At 58.0% G+C, this 17,690-nt stretch carries 11 protein-coding genes; 10 read left to right on the top strand and 1 reads right to left on the bottom strand.

Going from position 1 to position 17,690, the window contains the following annotated elements:
* Positions 1–74 precede the first annotated feature (74 nt).
* Entirely contained in the window at positions 75–338 is a 264-nt protein-coding gene (locus AM571_RS34075; RefSeq protein WP_155774571.1) for a hypothetical protein, read from the top strand.
* A gap of 39 nt (positions 339–377) precedes the next feature.
* On the opposite strand, the gene AM571_RS34070 is transcribed toward AM571_RS34075, so the two are convergent.
* A complete protein-coding gene (locus AM571_RS34070; protein ID WP_081377277.1) occupies positions 378–1,550 on the bottom strand; it encodes an alginate lyase family protein in 1,173 nt (390 codons plus the stop codon).
* An 801-nt stretch (positions 1,551–2,351) separates the two neighbouring features.
* Here AM571_RS34070 and AM571_RS34065 point away from each other — a divergent pair.
* Genes AM571_RS34065 through AM571_RS34025 form a run of 9 tightly spaced genes read left to right on the top strand, consistent with a single transcriptional unit; the run spans position 2,352 to position 17,681 of the window.
* Positions 2,352–3,671, top strand: coding sequence for a nucleotide sugar dehydrogenase (locus AM571_RS34065; protein WP_074065313.1), 1,320 nt, complete (start codon positions 2,352–2,354; stop codon positions 3,669–3,671).
* 5 nt (positions 3,672–3,676) lie between these two features.
* Positions 3,677–5,206 carry a glycosyltransferase gene (locus AM571_RS34060; protein WP_074065312.1) on the top strand — a complete coding sequence of 510 codons (1,530 nt, stop codon included), beginning with the start codon at positions 3,677–3,679 and terminating at the stop codon, positions 5,204–5,206.
* Positions 5,206–6,249 carry a PilZ domain-containing protein gene (locus tag AM571_RS34055; RefSeq protein WP_074065311.1) on the top strand — a complete coding sequence of 348 codons (1,044 nt, stop codon included), beginning with the start codon at positions 5,206–5,208 and terminating at the stop codon, positions 6,247–6,249. Before AM571_RS34060 ends, AM571_RS34055 begins: the two co-directional genes overlap by 1 nt.
* Positions 6,250–6,297: 48 nt before the next feature.
* Positions 6,298–7,788, top strand: coding sequence for a mannose-1-phosphate guanylyltransferase/mannose-6-phosphate isomerase (locus tag AM571_RS34050; RefSeq protein ID WP_074065310.1), 1,491 nt, complete (start codon positions 6,298–6,300; stop codon positions 7,786–7,788).
* A gap of 45 nt (positions 7,789–7,833) precedes the next feature.
* Positions 7,834–8,805 (top strand): hypothetical protein, encoded by a 972-nt coding sequence (locus AM571_RS34045; RefSeq protein ID WP_155774570.1) that lies wholly within the window; start codon positions 7,834–7,836, stop codon positions 8,803–8,805.
* 12 nt (positions 8,806–8,817) lie between these two features.
* Positions 8,818–12,567, top strand: coding sequence for a right-handed parallel beta-helix repeat-containing protein (locus AM571_RS34040; protein WP_081377275.1), 3,750 nt, complete (start codon positions 8,818–8,820; stop codon positions 12,565–12,567).
* Between the two features lie 4 nt (positions 12,568–12,571).
* Positions 12,572–15,589, top strand: coding sequence for a tetratricopeptide repeat protein (locus tag AM571_RS34035; protein WP_074065307.1), 3,018 nt, complete (start codon positions 12,572–12,574; stop codon positions 15,587–15,589).
* Positions 15,586–17,001: an alginate O-acetyltransferase AlgX-related protein gene (locus AM571_RS34030; RefSeq protein WP_081377274.1), complete on the top strand. Its 1,416-nt coding sequence runs from the start codon at positions 15,586–15,588 to the stop codon at positions 16,999–17,001. The genes AM571_RS34035 and AM571_RS34030 overlap by 4 nt, the downstream gene beginning before the upstream one ends.
* Before the next feature lie 17 nt (positions 17,002–17,018).
* Complete coding sequence (locus AM571_RS34025) at positions 17,019–17,681, top strand: alginate O-acetyltransferase AlgF (RefSeq protein ID WP_074065305.1); 663 nt, start codon at positions 17,019–17,021, stop codon at positions 17,679–17,681.
* Positions 17,682–17,690: the final 9 nt, after the last annotated feature.

Raw genomic sequence — 17,690 nt, 5'->3', positions numbered from 1 at the left:
AGTTGTATGTGTCCTCGCCTCTATTGAATGGGCTTTTGGGGGAACTGGCTTAAGAAAAAGGATGGGAGGAACCTGTGAACTCGCAGCACAGAGCTATTTTGAAAGCGGCGCTTGCGGATATTGAAAATCTCGCAGCGCCCAGACATATCGATCGAGTGAGTGCGGCACTTGGTATGGACACGGTTCAATTCGCCAAGCTCGGCGCGGACGGCATGAAACAGGTCATCTACAGCGCCTTACTCCTAGGCAGCAGTGCCGCGACAAGCGCTTCCATTCAGGAAAGATGGCGCGACGCAGCACAAATCAAAATGCCGTCCGCTTCACCAACGCGCAATTGATGTCTGTTTCCCGACCGTCTGCAGCGATTCCGGACTTTCTCAAAGCAGAGGAAGCCCGTCGAGCTTCAGTGCTGCAGAGTAACTGGTTTCGGAGGAGATTGTCGCTTGGCGCTGACCGGCCACACGCTCGAATTCCGTGGGATCCTGTAGGGCCTCGCGCGTCATCGCGGTGAGACGTTTGAACCTGTCGAGGCACCTTGATTGAAGCGGTTCGCCGCTGTCCGAAGCGAGCTTGATGATGGCAGCGAGTGGCCGCAACGCATAGACATGGTAGTCAAGGGCTTTTTCTCCGCGCGATAGTTCCGCCGGCAGGAAGCCGCGATCATCTACCTGGCAAGCGCCGATTTCGAAACTTGTTTTGCCCCATGTCTTGAAATCAGCATTATCGAGAAGAAAACCGACGGCAGCGACCGACAGGCCAGCCCAATAACGGTGATTATTCGTTTTCGATTTCGGGCCGAGGCGAAACGAATAAGCATCCATGGTATCGCGGGCAAGCCTGCTGAACCAAGTCGAGTAAAGCGCCCTACGCTCACTAGAGAGCTTAACCTGTTTGCTGGCCGACCGAACCGCAAGTGCGATTTCGGCTACCCAGCGGTCGCGGCTAAGATAGGCGTCAACAGTGCGCATGTCGGTTAGCGCCTTCGCGGACGCCCATCGATCGACATTATGCAGCACGCATTCTGCCCGCGCCTGGGCAACCACCGAATTATTCGATGCGGCATAGGCAATATTGGTCAGCAGGCGAATAGAGTTGCGAATTGGCTGTACGCTCCTATCGCGCGCTTCCAAAGCCTCGGCGTCGACTGAGGATTTTGACTTGTCGTCAACCCTGTACTTCGATTGGGTCTGCAGCATTGCGGGCGGGGCAGGAATGCTGACGCAAAGTGGAACTTGTTCGGATTCGGTTCTCGGTGTGCCGCTGCTGGAGCCGTTGGTGGACAGGGAAGAAATACTTCCCGTTTGGATCGTATAATCCTTCTGGGCGGCGACAGCCGCGGTGGCTTCCGACGCTGCGCTATTCTGATGATCAGAAGTGGCTAAAAGATTGCCACTCAGATCTTCGAATAAGGTTGTCACCCACTCTGAAGTCTTTGGCAGCTGGACTTTAGAAGTCTCAGGTACGGCTGCCGCTTCCTGTGCACTGCAGAGGTTCGGAGAGAATATGTGGAGTACAATGATAGTCCCGAACTTGAACGCATTTAGTCTCATTTTTATCTCCCGCGGATAGGGAGAAAATAGAGGTCACGAAGCAATATTCTCTTTTGAGAAAATGTAAAATTTTATGCAACTCGAGATTTATTTGGTTCTAAAGATATTGATCTCAGAGATTTCAATTTAGGGAATGAATTAAGAAAGAATTTATTATGCCAGCTTCTCCCAGGTTGATCGGTCCGTCCACTGTTGGAGTGTTCTCCCTGAATTTCAGCACGACGATCAGCTATGCGACCGCATCTTATTGTCCATAAATAAGCATCGGGCTGTCCGCGGTATGTTGGTCGCGGGTAGAAATGCGGTCTTGCCGTGGGCTCCGACTTGGGTTGCTGAACATCGCCGGGTTACGCTTGGCGCGGGCCTTTGTCCGGCGATTCGGTTTCAGCCGCAGCATTAAGAAGCGTTGCGCCGTTGCCTCAGTCGGCAAGAACTCACATAAATTTATTTTCGGTTAATGCTTCTGGGCACAAAAAATGAGCACTGAATGCACATATTTTGATCATATCCATAACACGTTGTTATTGTTAATAAAATCCTAAAGCCGACGCAAACAATATGTATAGATCCAATTAATACTGGCACAAAGCGAGAGTGCCTAATTTTGGTGCAAATATAAGAATCCCATCATGTTGATAACTGAGTCGCGTTATGTTGACGTCATAAAGAAATGCTGTATTGCAAAGTCGAAAGGGGCGCTATTCACACTGGCAATATATAGATCTATTTGAATTTATTCTGGCGGTTAGGAAAGCGGCATTTCTATTATTTTATTGATCGAAAAATGCGGGAAAGGGTGCAGTGGTGGGCAAGAAAAATTGGCGTGTAAGCATTTTTGGCGCGGGTTATGTTGGGGCAGTATCGGCCGGTTGTCTTGCAAAAGACGGCTTCAAGGTTGTGGCGGTCGATCCGGACCAGTACAAGGTCAGGTGCATCTCAGACGGCCACTCTCCAATTTACGAACCAGGCTTGGCTGACCTGATCGAAACGGGTGTCGAGAACGGCCTCTTGACGGCCACTAGCGACTATATCGCCGCGATCAACGAGACCGATATTTCGTTCTGCTGCCCTGGCACGCCGAGCCGTGAAGACGGTTCGCTTGACACGAGCTTTGTCAAGCTGGTCTGCGAGCAGATCGGTGTTGCATTGCGCGACAAGGGCGAATTCCATATGGTCGTTATGCGCTCGACGATCCTTCCAGGCACCGTGGAGGAGGTTGTCATTCCGGCCCTTGAAGGGGTCTCCGGCAAGAAGGTTGGAGTGGACTTCGGTCTCGCCTACTATCCGGAATTCCTGCGTGAAGGTACGGCAATCGCCGACTACTACAGCCCGGGTGCGATCGTCTTTGGCCAGTACCAAGGCGATGAGAAAACCATCCAGGCCCTACATGACCTCTGCGCCTCCGTCGAGGTAAAGCCGCACGTCATCCCGATCCGCAGCGCCGAAATCGTCAAGTACACCAACAACTGCTGGCATGCAGTAAAGATTTCCTTCGCCAACGAAATTGGCAATCTCTGCAAATCCGTCGGCATCGACAGCCACGTCGTGATGGATGTTGTTTGCGCCGACACGCGACTCAACATCTCCCGCGCCTATATGAAGCCCGGCTTTGCCTATGGCGGCTCCTGCCTTCCGAAGGACCTTCGGGCGCTTCGTCATTTTGGCAAGATGCAGAATGTGTCAACGCCAGTCCTCGACGCCACCGTCGAGGCGAACCAGTATCAGCTCGAGCGCGCTTTCCGCCTCATCAATCGCTCCGGCGCCAAGAAAATCGGCCTTCTCGGCCTGACCTTCAAGTCGGATACAGACGACCTGCGTGAGAGCCCGCTAGTGCTTCTGGCTGAACGCTTGATGGGTAAGGGTTACGAGCTTTCGATCTATGATTCTAACGTCTCGGTCAATGATCACGGCGGCCGCAACTATATCTCGCACCTAGCGAGCTTCCTGCGTTCGTCACCCGAGGAAGTCGTGTCGGAGAGCGAGGCCATCGTGGTCGGCATCAACGGCAAGGGCACCAAGGATGCCCTGAAGGGGGCACGGGAAGGCGTTAAGGTCATTGACCTTGTCCGAATCCCCGTCGCGATGCCATCAGGCGTGCACTACGAAGGCCTCGTCTGGTAACCGTGATGTTGGGCGTCCTCAAGCATATCATTTTCGTCCTACTGTTGGCGCTGTGTGCAGCGCTGCTGCCTCAGCAGGCCTTCGACGACAAGGCGCGCGACGCCGTACTGGTGGTCGGCGTCATCGGGCTGTGGCGTTGGTCTTGGGGACTACTTCATTTGCTGCGCAGTGTCTGGTTCCGGCTCGTCCGGTTCCCCGCGATGCGTCGAGTGGCGGAAGCTGCAGCGAAGTCGCAAGGGTTGGGGCATGCCTACTTCCTGTTAACGAGCTTCAGGATCGACGCCCCCACCACCACCAAGGTCTATAGCGGCGCTTTCGTGGCGGCAGCCAATGCGCCCGCCGGTGCAACGATCGTGTGCTCGATCGTTGAAATCGGCGACGAGCGCCTCATTCGTCGCCTTGCTGAAGTAATGTATGGCGACCGCCTGCCATTCCGGCTGGAAATCATCCGCATTCCCGGGACTGGTAAACGCGATGCGCTGGCTGCCGGCTTCCGTGCCATCGCGGCGCTCAACCCGGCTGGCGACGATACCGTCTCGGTGATCGACGGCGACAGCATTGTGCCGTCCGATTTCGTGGAGCGCTGCGCCTGCATGTTCCTGATCAATCCCAATCTGGGCGCGCTAACCACCGATGAGGTGTGCACCGTCGAGGGCGCGGAAATCTTCAAGCAGTGGTATTCGATGCGTTTTGCGCAGCGCCAGATTCTAATGGCGTCGCATGGTCTCGCAGAGCGAGTGCTGACGCTGACCGGGCGTATGTCGATGTTCCGCGCGCCGCTTGCCTGCGATCCGGATTTCATCGATCACGTGCAGAACGACTATATCGACCATTGGCGCCTCGGTCGAATCCGCATGCTTACCGGTGATGACAAGTCGAGCTGGTTCTGGCTGCTGAAGAACGGCTACAACATGTACTACGTCCCAGACGTTCAAGTGGAGACAATCGAGCAGCCGCCGAGCCCGAGCTTTATCAGCTCCGCCTATGTGCTGATGACCCGCTGGTTCGGCAACATGCTGCGCACAAATGCTCGTGCCCTTTATCTTGGGCCGATGAAGATTGGCGCGTTCACTTGGTGGTCGATTCTCGATCAGCGCATGTCGATGTGGACTAGCCTGTCGGGCATCACACTTGCCATTCTTGGCACCGTGATGATCACACCCTGGACGGCCGCCTTCTATGTCCTGTGGGTCATCGTCTCGCGATATATCTTGGCGCTGACCTTCCTGACCGTCCGTCCGTCGATCAATCTGGTCTATATCCCACTGCTCTACTTCAATCAGATCTTCGGCTCGGCTGTGAAGGTGCTGATTTTCTTCCGGCTCGACCGGCAGAAGTGGACGCGCCAGAAGACTGCCTTCAAGCGGACCGATTCCCGGTTCGACGCAGCCTTCAAATTATGGTCGTCCCGGCTTGTCAATACCGTTGCCGTGCTGGTCTTCGTGTCGGTTCTCGTTTTCCTCGCCAATCTCGGTAGCAATTTCACGGACGAAGTGCCGGAACGTTTGCCGAAAATCACCGACAGGATGTTCTGATGACAGTGGTTGCCGTATCGAAGCGTCGCGAACGGGAGTTCCCGCGCTTCAAATTGCCGCTGATGGCGCGAATCGACGGAAAGCGCATCGAGGTCTGCGACTGGTCGGTGACCGGTCTCGGGCTCGCCAAGGTCGCGCTCACGCAGGCTCCAGGCGACCACCTCCTCGTGACCCTGCTCGTAGAAACCGAGAGCTCCTGTCTTGAACTGGCCCTCAATACGCGTGTCGTCTGGGTGAATCCAGACGAACGACGCGCCGGCCTACAAATTCTCGACCCTGCGGACAAGACGGCGCCCTTGGCGCATTTCGCCGATCTCTATCTCGCCGGGCGGGTCGTGCAAAGCGGTTCAAAAATATACGTATTGGGAAATAAGATGGCAGAAATGGAAAGTGCTAAGGCTGCGGTGGTCGGTGTGACGTCGTCGACCCGGAACGGTCTTGCAGGTCGTATATTCGGGCTATTGATATTCGTCATCATTGGTTTGGCCGCTTTCTCCTTCCTCTCCAATATCGTCTACAAGAGGCTGTTCACGTTTGAAGCGATCTCGGCGAGCATTGCTGCGGAGACGGTCACGGTTTATCAGCCCCGCGATGGCGTGGTTGAGTTTGCAGATCTGCCGCAAAAGGTGAAGCAGGGGGAGCGTCTAGCGACGATCACCCTTGATGCGCCGGGCGCCGATGGCAAGTCGACGGTGGAGATTCTGTCTGCTTGCGACTGCTATGTGTTGTCGGTCGACCATGCGGGCTCGACCTATGGCCGCGCCGGCGCCAGGATGCTCTCGCTCGTCCGCCAGGATGCGAGCCTCTACGTGTCGGTTCGCGTGCCGTTCCGCCGTCTCGCCAATATCTCCGACAAGCCGCAGATCTCGCTCAGCTATCTCGACGGCGTCGAGGCGAAGAATGTCGACATCGTCTCCATTCCCAAGGTCACCGAATACACCGCCACGCAGCTTGAAATTCAGGTGCAGCCGGGTCGCAGCTTGGACCCGTCCATGATCGGACAGCCGGTGCTAGCGACCTTCGACACAGCGCCCTGGCACTGAATTGCAAAGATTGAGATCCATTGCGCTGACGAAGCTGGAGGCATGACTATGAGCATACCGTCAAAGTCTGTAAAAATAACGCCGGCGATCATGATCGGCGGAAGCGGCACGCGGCTCTGGCCGTTGTCGCGCAGTAATATGCCGAAGCAGTTCCTGCAACTCGTCGACGACCGCAGTCTGTTCCAGAACACACTGGCACGCGTCAACGACGCGATGTTTTCGGCACCCTGGCTGCTGACCAGCCGCGCCTTCATCGATATGGTCAATGCCCAGGCACGGCAGATGGAGCAGGAATTCGCCGGCATCGTTCTGGAGCCGCTCCAGCGCGGTACGGCCGCGGCGCTTGCGGCCGTTGCGATTGCCGCGAGTGAGGGCGACGCGGATGCGCTCGTGCTGGCCATGCCGGCGGATCATGTCATCGACGATCCGGCCCTCTTCCTGGAGGCTGTCAGGAAGGCGGTGCCGCTGGCCGAAAGTTCCAAGATCGTCACTTTCGGCATCGTGCCGACCGAACCGGAAACCGGCTTTGGCTATATCCGTCCCGGCGAGCCCCATGTCGTGGATGGCGAGGAGATCGGTGCCTTGGTCAACCAACCTGGGGGATTCCTCGAGAAGCCGGATCTGGAGCAAGCCAAGCAGTTCGTCGAGATGGGATACCTCTGGAACGCGGGAATTTTCCTGTTCCGCGCATCGGCGCTGGTCGAAGAACTCAAGCGGCACGCCCCGGCTGTCTATGAAGCCGTCGCGGCCTCGATCGCCGGCGGCACGAGCCGTGACCTCGGCAGCCATATGCTGCTGATGCCTGCGGAGGAGCACTTCGCTCGTTGCCCGCTCGAGATGCCGATCGACACGGCGGTACTGGAAAAGAGTGCCAATGTCGCAGTGGTGCCCTGTGATGACATTGGTTGGGCCGACATCGGCTCACTGTCCGCCCTTTGGGATATCAGCGACAAGGACGAAAACGGCAATGTGCTGCGCGGCGACATTCTTGTCTCGCAGTCGCGTAATTGTCTCGTGCATGCACGGTCCGGCCGTCGCGTCGTTCTTAGTCACATCGAGGACATCATGGTCATTGACAGCGAGGATGCTGTCGTCGTGCTGCCCAAGGCTCAGGCCCAGCGAGTGAAGGAAATCGTCAACTCGTTGAAGAAGATGGACGCCCCAGAGGTCAGCTTCACCCGCAGTGCGCTGAAGAGCTGGGGAGCGGTCAAGATCGACCGAAGCTACGGTGACAGCCAGGTCTGCGCAGTGAGTTTGCAGGGCAAGAACTCCGTCACCTACATGGTCTCCGGTGCCGAGCGTGAGACATGGCTGCTGCATGGCGATCAGCGTGCCGAGTACGGCGTAGACGGGCATTTCACAGCCTTCGTGTCTGGCAATCCGGTTTCCTTCAATAGGGGGCAGGTGGTGACGATCCGCACTGCTACCGGACTGTCCGAGTTCACTTATGTCCGCAAGGACCCTGATCTCAATTGGAAGATCGACGACTGGTTCCCCCAAGTGGCCGAGGTCGAAGCGCCGAAGGTTCGTCTGGGCTGAGCACGAGGGATAGGAACGAGAATGAACGCGCCTGCGGATATAACAGTGGAAATTTTTGACCGCACGTTTCTCGTGCTCGGCCTGAGCCCAGGTGGTCTGATCGTGCCGTTGGCGCAGGAACTGCTGGGCTTTGGCGGGATTGCGCGCGTTGCCGTGGTTAAGGGCGAGCTGGCCTGGAAGGGGGAAGTTCTCGTTCGCGCAGAGCAGTCAGGTGACGAGATGAACCTGGCTCTCACCGGGGGGCGCGAGCAATATCAAAGGCTGGTCAGTGCGCTCAACTGGTATAGGGGCCGCAACCCGTCCTTTGCAGATCAGTTCGCCGACACGATTCCGCCAGATGTTCACAATGCTTCCGCAGGCCTTAGCCGGTTTGCCAAGCTGGCCGGCCTCGGCGTGGTCGCTCTCGTATTGATTGGGTTGATCTTCCAGCTGACTTCTCAGCGCAGCACGAGCGCCGCCTCGCAGATGGCCTATGTCGCCGTGCCGGGCGCGGAGCTCGATTCACATACTGCGGGCGAGGTTGTCTATGTGAAGGATGCGGGCAAGGTAGCGAAGGGGGAATTCTTTGCTGCACTGAAGACCTCGCAGGACTACACGAAGTTTCTTGAGGCCAGCAACGGTGGTGAAATAAGTGCCCAGGCCGTCGCACCACGGGACTATGTGCGCAAGGGCACGCCGGTCGTGCGCCTCTCGGACGAGGGAGCAAGCCGCTATGTTGCAGCCTATGTCAAGCTGACCGATGTGGTCACCGCACTGAACGCGGCAGAAGCTCGGATCGAGTTCCCCAAATCCGGGCGGACGGTTTCAGTTCCGATCGATGCACGAAACTATGTCAACAGCGCCAAAGTCTTGACTGACGAGGACGGCAAGGCCTTAGCCGAAATTAATCTCAGGCTCCCGGACGGCGTCGACATTCCTGTCGACGAACCGGTAATCGTCAAGTTCCAACGATCGGTATGGAGCCCCTCGGTGATGTTGCCGCAGTGGCTGAAGACCGTCACCTCGCTGCTGTCGTAAGGATCGAATGGCATGCGCACCTCTATGACATCGATTGCAGCGCCTGTGGTCAGGGGCCTCATTGGCCTAAGTGCCATGGCAACGATCCTTTCGGTCGTACCAACGGGCATGAGCCTCCGCGCCGTCCATGCGCAGGAATTGACGGTGGGCGAGCAGAGCCCGCAGTTGGACCAGCTTGCTCCGGCTGAACGCGAAATCACCGAGGACAGCCTGAAATATGGGTCGGAGCTCGCGCTGACGCGCTGGCGGGCCCTGCGCGACGACGGGAAGTCACGTAGTTTCGACGCTTATTTCGAGATCTTCAGGGAAGTGGCTCGCATCGAGAGCCTCGATCATGCGACCCAGATCGCCGGCGTTGACGTGCGCAGCCGGCTGGCCGTTGTGGCTTCCGAGCTGCACAGGCAGATGAACGCGCAAGGACTGTCGGCACATGATGCCGGCATGAGCGCACTGAAGGCTCTCATCGACAGTTCCGGCCAGTTGTCGTCGACGATGGATTCGGACTCTTTCAAAGTCCGCTACACGCTCATTCTCGACTACGTTTCCGGGATGGACGCGGCCAAGCTCAGCCTCGATCTTGCTAAGCGGCTGGCTCAGTCGAAGCTGAACGAACTTGCCCTCGATATTTATGTCGATTTCCTGCCGCTCTATTTCGACGGTCTCACCTCCGCAACTGATCGGCAGGAGCTGATGAAGCTTGCCAGCGCGAATGCGGGCGCGGTCGCCGACCCGGCTGTCTTCCGGGTGCTAACTGATCTGCTGCGCATGTCGCCGCGCGCCGAAAAGGTCGAACTCGCCCAACTTGTATTTGAGCAGATCGATGTCGACGTTATCCGGCATGCCCGCGATACCGCCTCCGACTCCGTCAACCTCGTCCTGTCCGCATGGGTCGATGCTGTGGAACGTGCGCACGGCGTCAAGGCTGTGGGCGATATCGCGGCACTTCACGAGCGAGCGCGGCTCAGCCTCGATACGCGTGCCTTCGAGCTTCTGACCCTGGCAGAAAAGGACGAGGCGATTCGCAACCGGCTGGTGTCGGATGCGGTCACGGCCGACATCCGGGATGAGCGGCCGCTGGTGGGCTATGACAGGGCGCTCAATCTGGCGCTGCCGCCGGCCGTTGCCGTCGATAGCTATCTCGAGCTCATCCACAGCTTCTCCATAGCCGGCTACGACAATTACGTGAAGGTCCTGGTGGAGCTCGTTGTTGGTGCCGTCAAGTCGAGACAGCTGCAACTCAGCGACGGGAAGGTCGTGGCATTATTCCGCGATATTGAAATCGTTAATGATTCCGCTTTCATCCTGGCGCAGGGACAGGACATACCGGGTGCGGCGAAAATCTCGCAAATCAGCGCACTGCGTGCCGACATCAGGACGATCTTTTCCCTTCCCGTCGACCAGCCGATCGAGGCAAAAGCGATCGCCAACGGGCCGGCCGCGACAAAGGCTTTGCACGTGGCTGCGAGCTTGATCAACGGAGAAATTCCCAATGCGGCGGCTCTCTCGAACCTCGATAGTTCCAGCGGCGACGACGTTGCCTTGCTGTCGCAAGTGGCGACACGGCTCTGGCAATATGCCGGCCGTCGGGAACTGCTTGCTGAATTCGTCCGTGGCGGGTCAGATGCCGATCTTAGACAGGCGGTCGCGCTCGGCGTAACTGACTTTGCCGGTTTCCGTGGTACTGAGGGCAGCGGTACCGACTTTGTCGCCGCTATCGGCGAGCTGTTGCCGTCGACTTCGGGCGAGGGGCAGGCGCTCCTTGCTGCCTCCTTAGGTCGGGTAACCGAGCCCGCCAAGCTGCGGGGCGAGGCGCTGGCGCGCTATGCGCGTTATCTGGCAGCAAGCGGCCTGTCCGGAGCTCCGCTTGCCACTGCCGCCGATGCCGAGAAGGTCGCCGTCGACGAGGCGAACGCCATCTTCGGCAATGTCGACGTCGGGACTACTCGCGTAAAGGCAATATCCGACTACAAGGCACGGGTCGGCGAGTTCCGCCGCTTGGCCGAGGCCCGCGCCAGCGTGCTGGACGACAAGGGCTGGCTGAACAGCGCCACCGCGCCGGCAAAGTCTGTGCCCGATGCGCTCGACTTCGGCGGAACATCAACCATCAGCGACGGGCGAATCGCCCTGTCCTCATCGAAGGAAAACAGCCTGCCGATGGCTGCCCGGCCCTTCATGCCCAACCTGCTGCTCGGGCGCGAAGCGAACACCTCGAGGATTCCTGTGCCGCCGCTACGGGAGGCGAACGAGGCGCTTGCCGACATTTCCAAGCGCGGCGAGACGCGCGCCACCCGCCTGATCCGCTTCTCGTCTGAGCATTTCGATGAGATCATCAACCTCGGTGTCCGCGAATATCTCTACCTCAATTCTGAATCGACCGTTCCACGCATCATCTTCGTCACGCGTGGGGTGCTGACGATGAGCGAGCTCATCGCCCAGGTTCGAGCGACCGATCCGGACGCCATCTCGCTTGACGGCAGCGAGGTTACGCTGAACGTGCCGCTCGCCGTCAACGACGGTGCCTCGCTGGTCGTCAGCGGCCAGGAGATCAAGTCGCTGAAGCTCAATACCAGGGCCGGCGCCTTCATCGTCAACAGCGGCAATATCTATTTCGATGGCGTGACCGTCTCATCGGTGGATGTCACGACGGGTCAGCCAAGCTATGTCTACGACCACGAGAAGGGCATCTTCTTCCGTCCCTTCATCCTCAGCTGGAGCGGCAGCGAAACCCTTGCCGTGGATTCCCGCTTCGTCGCGCTGGGCTACGCCGGCGGCCGCACTTACGGCATGTCGCTGTCCTCCGGTTCGACCGACACATTGGCCCGCAAGGTCCAGGCCCCCGCGCCAACCGGCTATTTCATCAACAACTCGTTCGAGAACCTCTATTACGGTTTCTACGCGTTCGAGGCGAAGGACATCGTCTTCGTCGGCAACGAGCTGGTCAACGGCGTGATTTATGGCCTCGACCCGCACGACCGGTCGAAGAACCTGATGATGGCTTACAACACCGCCTACGGGACGCAGAAGAAGCACGGCATCATCATTTCGCGCGAGGTCGACGACAGCTTCATCCTCGGCAACCTTTCGTTCGAAAACCACGGGTCCGGTATCATGCTTGACCGGCAGAGCTACGGCACAATCGTCTATGCCAACGATGCGAGCCGGAACGAAGGCGACGGTTTCGCCGCGATGGAAAGTCCCTGCGCTCTCGTCGACAGCAACATGTTCTATAGCAATGGCCGATCTGGCGTGAAGGTACGCAATTCCTGGGACGTTCATGTTGAGGGCAACCAGATCCGTCAGAACAAGGCGGCCGGCATCGAAGCCTATATCGACAACCTCAAGGTCGCAGAGCAGAGTGAGTTCCGCGATTTCGCCGAGGACCCGTATTATCCCATCGCAACGGTTGCTGCCCGTGACAACCTTCTCGAGAACAACCGCGTGGGTCTGATGACCCGCGGAGCGTCCGAGGCGATATTCTACGGCAACAAGTTCATCGACCAGCTCCCTCGCTACGTTTCGGGCGATCTCAAGTCGCTCGGGCTCGACGTCGTCACGCGCAGCATGAAGACCGGCGTGCTGGTGCGCTCCGTCTGCTTGCCGCGCATTCCAGTGAAGAAGCAGTGCGCACTGGCGCAGAACGGCATCATCATTCCGCAGTCCCTGCAACCGGAATTCCGTGCCGACGGGGCCTCGACCAATTATTGCATCGACGCTGCGGGCTCGCCGCAATCGGCTGCGTTCAACGCACAACAAGGGGAGTGAGAGGATGAATCTCGCAACGAGAAAATCACGCCTCTCCGCGACGTTGCTCACCGCATTGGCGTCTTCGGTGATAATCTTCGGCGTGGCGCCGGCTACGACGGCGTCTGAAATGCCGCGACGATTGGCGGCCGAGGCGAAGAAGGCCTATCAGGCCGAGCAGAAGATGCTCGCCGACTACAGGACCACGACGGAGGCGGGCGCTCTCCTGGCCTATGCTCGGCTGCTGGAGCGCGGACGGATCGCCAACGATCACAACCCCTTGAGGATTGCCGACATCGATGCGGCCATCGCCGTCTATCGCAGCCTGCTGGTGGCCGGCGATACCAAGATCAATGCCAAGGTGACGGCGGGACTCGCCGAGCTGTTGTTGCGCAAGGGCGGGGCGGCAAACGAAGGAGAAGCGCAAGCTCTGCGCGCTGCGTTGCACCCTGCCGAACCAGCTATTCAGGCTCCGTCCGGCGTCGGTGGACAAGCGCAGGATCTTGCCACAGACAGCGAAGCGGCCCTACGCGACAAGATGTCAAGGGGCTCACTAGATGCAGCTTTCGAGCTGCTTCAGCTTCTCAATCGTCAGAACTCCGCCGAAGTCGATACGCTGCGCAGCCAGATTGTGCTGATGGCCAACTTATCGGCACTCGACCGCGACAGCGCGGTTATCCGCCTCGCTGGGCGCTATGCCTCCTCCTTCGATGCACAACAGCACCCCGATGTGCTCAAGTCGTTGCTGGAGCTGGCCGCCGGTTACGGCAGCGACAGCGTCGCCGGAATCATCGAGAAGAACCGGGATGTGCTTTTTTCCACCCTCGGAAAGGACGAGCTGCGTCATATGATCTGGACGCTCGTCGACGGCGGCTCGAGCCGCGCAGCCGAGCTTATCGCGCTCGACTTGGTTGATGAGAACGTCTACGGCTTCGATGAGGCGGATTCCAAGTGGGCCGTGTCGCTGCTCGACGAGGCCAGCAGCTACCGCGCCAATTATCTGATCGCCAAGCTCTATTACCAGGGCATCTATGTCGAGAAAGATCTGGCCCGCGCCACCGCTGCTATGGACCGCATGCTGGACGGCGCCGCCGAGGCGGGGCAAGAGCGCCTCGTCGTAGCCGATCGCTTCGCTCGCATTAACCTGTCGGACAGCCTGATCGCAAAATACGCCCTGCCGATCTACCTGGACATCTGGAAGAGCGGAAAATCGTCGGTCATCGGTCGTCTGGCTCGCGTAGTCGTCAGCGCCGAGAAGGCGGGCTACTATGCGACATCGGCGGCGATGCCCATCCCGCCGGAGCGGCTCGTCGCCGAACTGTCGAGCGCCTATGACGCAGGTGACCTTTCGGTAGGCCTCATCCTCGGTGATATCTTTCGTGAGGGGCGCCTGGTCAAGGAAGAACCGGCCCGGGCCCGGTCGATCTACGAGGGATTGAAACAGCAGTATTCGGATTCGCCCGAGATGCAGCTCAAGCTGCGCGAGGCGCTTGCCAAGCTGGTCCGGCAAGATCTCGAAGTTACGCTGAATTACTCATCCTATTATGCCGAGGTCCGCGAGCTGGCGGACGAGCAAAATCTGTGGGCGATGAAGGAATATGGCGTGCTGCTGGCCAAGGGCGCGCCGCAGTTCGAAGCCGACCCGGAAGCCGGGTTCACTCTGCTTCTGAATGCGCTGTCGCGAGGCTATTTTACCGCCGGTCCGGATGCTGCCGAAGTCGCGCTTTCGACGGGCAGTGCCGACAAGCTCAAGCGTCTTGCCGATGTCTACGCAAATTTCGATTCGCGCATCCTGACGCCGGAAAGTAATGTGGAGCTTGCTAAGATCGATTTTGCGCTCAAGCAGTTCGACAAGGCCGAGGTCCTGCTGAACACGCCGGAAATGCTGGAACTGCCCACTGGCCGCTTTCTCTTGGTCCAAGTCAGGCGGGCGGCCGGCAAACTGGATGCGGCGGAAGCGCATCGACAAATGAAAGATGTCGTCGTCTCCTTCAACGGCGATGATGCCACTCTTCTCGGCTTCGTTCAGCAACTAACGCAGGAGGATGGCCTCAGCGAAGATTTTGCGGAACCGATTCTAGCGCAGCTAGCACAACTCGCCGATCGGGGTGATGTCAATGCAATCATCGCCGCGTTCAAGCTCCGCCAGAAATGGCCCTCGAGCCGCGAGCTAAACTTTCGCAAGGTAGTCGGCTGGTGCAACATCCTTGCCGAACGTGGACAAGGCGGGCCGCTCACGCGCGTCGCTGTCAACGTCAATCCCAACGCCGTCGGCGACGAGAGCTTCCGCTTTTTGATCCACACGGTCGAAGGCGCACTGCAGCATCTGCCGACCAATGGCAATCTTCGTATGTTCCTTGCCCGGCAGTATCTGAACGGACAATACAGGTCCAAGGACTTCGCCAAGGCCGACCAACTGACGAAGCAGGCGGCTGAACTCGGCAATGAGGAAGCCTTAAACAGCATCGCTACAAATTATTATTTCGGTCAGGATGTCGAGATGGATCGCGATCGGGCCGAGGCGCTCTATCGGGATCTGGCCTTCATGGGATCTAACCGTAGCGCGCTGGCACTGGCGCGCAGCTATTCCAAAGGGCCGAGCTCCCGCGTCTATGAATCGCGAGCCTTCGCCTATTACATCAAGGCCGCGCTCAACGGATCCGTCACCGCGATGACGGAGATGGGCCGGAGTTATCTTGCCGGTGCGGGTGCCGTGCAGAACGAGCAAAAGGGCGTGGCCTGGCTGGAGAAGGCTGCCACGCTCGGTAACACCGACGCGATGATCCAGCTCTACTACTACTATTTCATCAAAAACCCGACCAACCAGAACCCCGAGGCCGAACATTGGCTCAATGCGCTCGTTGCGGCCGAAGTTCCGGACATGATCCTGCGCAAGGCCGTTCTTCTCTACGGCCGTGACAAGGTCGCCAACAAGGATGAGATTTTCGCCCTGCTCGACCACGCCGAGGAACTGGGCAGCCAGTTCGCGCGACGCCTGAAAAACTCCTACGTCAAGGAAGCCCGTGCAGGAGTTTCGAAATGATGCAAGCGAGCTCCTTCAGCACGACGCGTTTATTGAGCGTCCTTTCTCTAGTCGGCATGGCAGTTCTTACGTGCGCTCTTTCCGCGGCTTCCGTGTCGGCCGGTGAAATACTCTACAAGTGCGAAGGGCTTGAGGAAAAGTCACCTCAAACTTCGATAGCAGTAAAGATGTATCAAGGTTATGGCGGCTGGTTCTTCCGCGAAGGCGACATGGAGAACATGTATGAGCTGTCTGTGGAAACGCTGGATGCGTTCAAGCACGTGAACGACGCCCTGCGCCATCGAGGCATTCACCTCATTTTAGTGCCGATGCTGCCCCGTGGCGTTGCCGGTGCGCAGTTTATCCCCAATGACGGCATACTTTCTGACATGTTCTACGATCCGGCTTTTTCCGCCGAGCAGTTCCGAGCGATGGTTCAGTCTTTGCGCGATGTCGGGATCGATGCAGTCGACATTACTAAAATCAAAGACACCAAATCGGATTTCGACTGGGGTGCCTATTATCTGAAGCGGGATATTCACTGGACGCCGGAGGGTGCGCAAGTTGTCGCCAAGGCTCTGGCGGAGAAGATCAGTGGCCTAGCTGGCAACCTTACTGACACCGTTGAGTTCAAGACTGAACTGACTGGCAAAGCCTCTCCGATACGCTTTAATATGGGCAAAGCGCTCAATGAGATTTGCCAAGAGAAGATCCCTACTGAAAGCGTCACCGGCTATTCGACCAAGCGCAATGTCGATAACTTGGATGCCCTGCTGACCGAGGGCGACACGCCAGGCCGAGAGCTCGTTCATGTCGTCGGCACGTCTTTTACTGATGAACGGATGGATTTCAACTTCAACGGCTTCCTTCGGGAAGCACTGAACCACGATGTATCTGGCTTCTCGATTGCTGGAGGTGGTTTGACACAGTCGATTTACGGCTGGACGCAGAACGCCAACGGTTTGGCCAAGAAGCCTGAAATACTGGTGTGGGAATACTCGGATCTCCAGTCGGTGCTACGAAGCGTGGACTATCTTGACGAGGCGATCGCTCCTGCAATTGTCGGTGATTGTGACGATAGATTTAAGCTTGCCGAGAAGACGTTTGATGAGACCGATACGATTGATCTTGATTTGCCTGCGTTGGTTGGCAAGGCATCCGATCATTATCTCGCCTACACGTTTACCAACAAAGCGCTGACCGGGTTCCAGTCGAGCTACAGCTACGCCAATGGTCCCGCCAAGAAGGTTTCCTTCGAAAATCCGTCGCGCGTGAGCGGACTTGCCAAGCTTTATCAGGGGCTCCCCGGTGGGACCCGGAATGCACCTGTCCATGTTCGCCTCCAGATTGAGGGAGCGGCAAAATCGGCGGGCTCGGTGAAACTGTGCCGTTACCCAGAACGCATTTTCCAGAATGCGGCAACGTCCAATTAAAGAATGGGGATGAGATCATGAAACGCAAAATCCAAGCAATCCGTATTACGCTCGTCTTGGGAGCCGCCGTGGGCATCTCCTCGACGCACGTGCTGGCAAACGACGCCGGGCTCTATGATGCGCCGATCCCGGCTGACAAAAGCCTCGTTCGCTTCCTCAATGTGAAGCTGAAGGACGGGGTGAGTCTCGATTTCTCGGGTCAGAAGTTTGACGTGGATCCTGTCGCACTGTCGAATTACAAGCTGATCGCCAACGGCTCCTATAAGATTTCCGACGATTCGACCTCCACCGAGGTTAAGCTCGAGCCCGGCAAATTCTACACCGTGGCGGTCGGCGCGGACGGCGCCGGGCAACAAGGCATCGTTGTTATTCCCGATAAGGAGGTCGAAAATCCCTCCAAGTCAGCTTTAAGCTTCTACAATTTCTCGACAAAGCCGGCGAACCTGTCGCTGCTCCTCAACGGCGACAGCAAGGTGCTGTTCAAGGATCTTGCGCCGGCCGCCATGGCATCCAAGGAGCTGCCGGTCATCGACATCGGCTTGGCAGTCTCTGAGGGGGACAGGAAGGTCACCGAGCTAGAGAAGGTTTCTCTGACCGCTAAGGACAGACAGAACATCGTCGTCGTTGAGACCCCGAACGGTCCGACCGGTTTCCTGGCAGCGACGGGCATCGACCGATAACTTCAGAAC

The sequence above is a fragment of the Rhizobium etli 8C-3 genome, from assembly GCF_001908375.1.
GTDB classification, from domain to species: Bacteria; Pseudomonadota; Alphaproteobacteria; order Rhizobiales; family Rhizobiaceae; genus Rhizobium; species Rhizobium etli_B.
This window is presented reverse-complemented; position numbering and strand designations above follow the sequence as displayed.

What these genes read in the sequence shown, in the direction of transcription:
- AM571_RS34050 (WP_074065310.1), top strand. Translation starts at nt 6,298, where the DNA reads ATGAGCATACCGTCAAAGTCTGTAAAAATAACGCCGGCGATCATGATC.
- AM571_RS34035 (WP_074065307.1), top strand. Translation starts at nt 12,572, where the DNA reads ATGAATCTCGCAACGAGAAAATCACGCCTCTCCGCGACGTTGCTCACC.
- AM571_RS34030 (WP_081377274.1), top strand. Translation starts at nt 15,586, where the DNA reads ATGATGCAAGCGAGCTCCTTCAGCACGACGCGTTTATTGAGCGTCCTT.
- AM571_RS34025 (WP_074065305.1), top strand. Translation starts at nt 17,019, where the DNA reads ATGAAACGCAAAATCCAAGCAATCCGTATTACGCTCGTCTTGGGAGCC.
- AM571_RS34055 (WP_074065311.1), top strand. Translation starts at nt 5,206, where the DNA reads ATGACAGTGGTTGCCGTATCGAAGCGTCGCGAACGGGAGTTCCCGCGC.
- AM571_RS34060 (WP_074065312.1), top strand. Translation starts at nt 3,677, where the DNA reads ATGTTGGGCGTCCTCAAGCATATCATTTTCGTCCTACTGTTGGCGCTG.
- AM571_RS34040 (WP_081377275.1), top strand. Translation starts at nt 8,818, where the DNA reads ATGCGCACCTCTATGACATCGATTGCAGCGCCTGTGGTCAGGGGCCTC.
- AM571_RS34070 (WP_081377277.1), bottom strand. Translation starts at nt 1,550, where the DNA reads ATGAGACTAAATGCGTTCAAGTTCGGGACTATCATTGTACTCCACATA.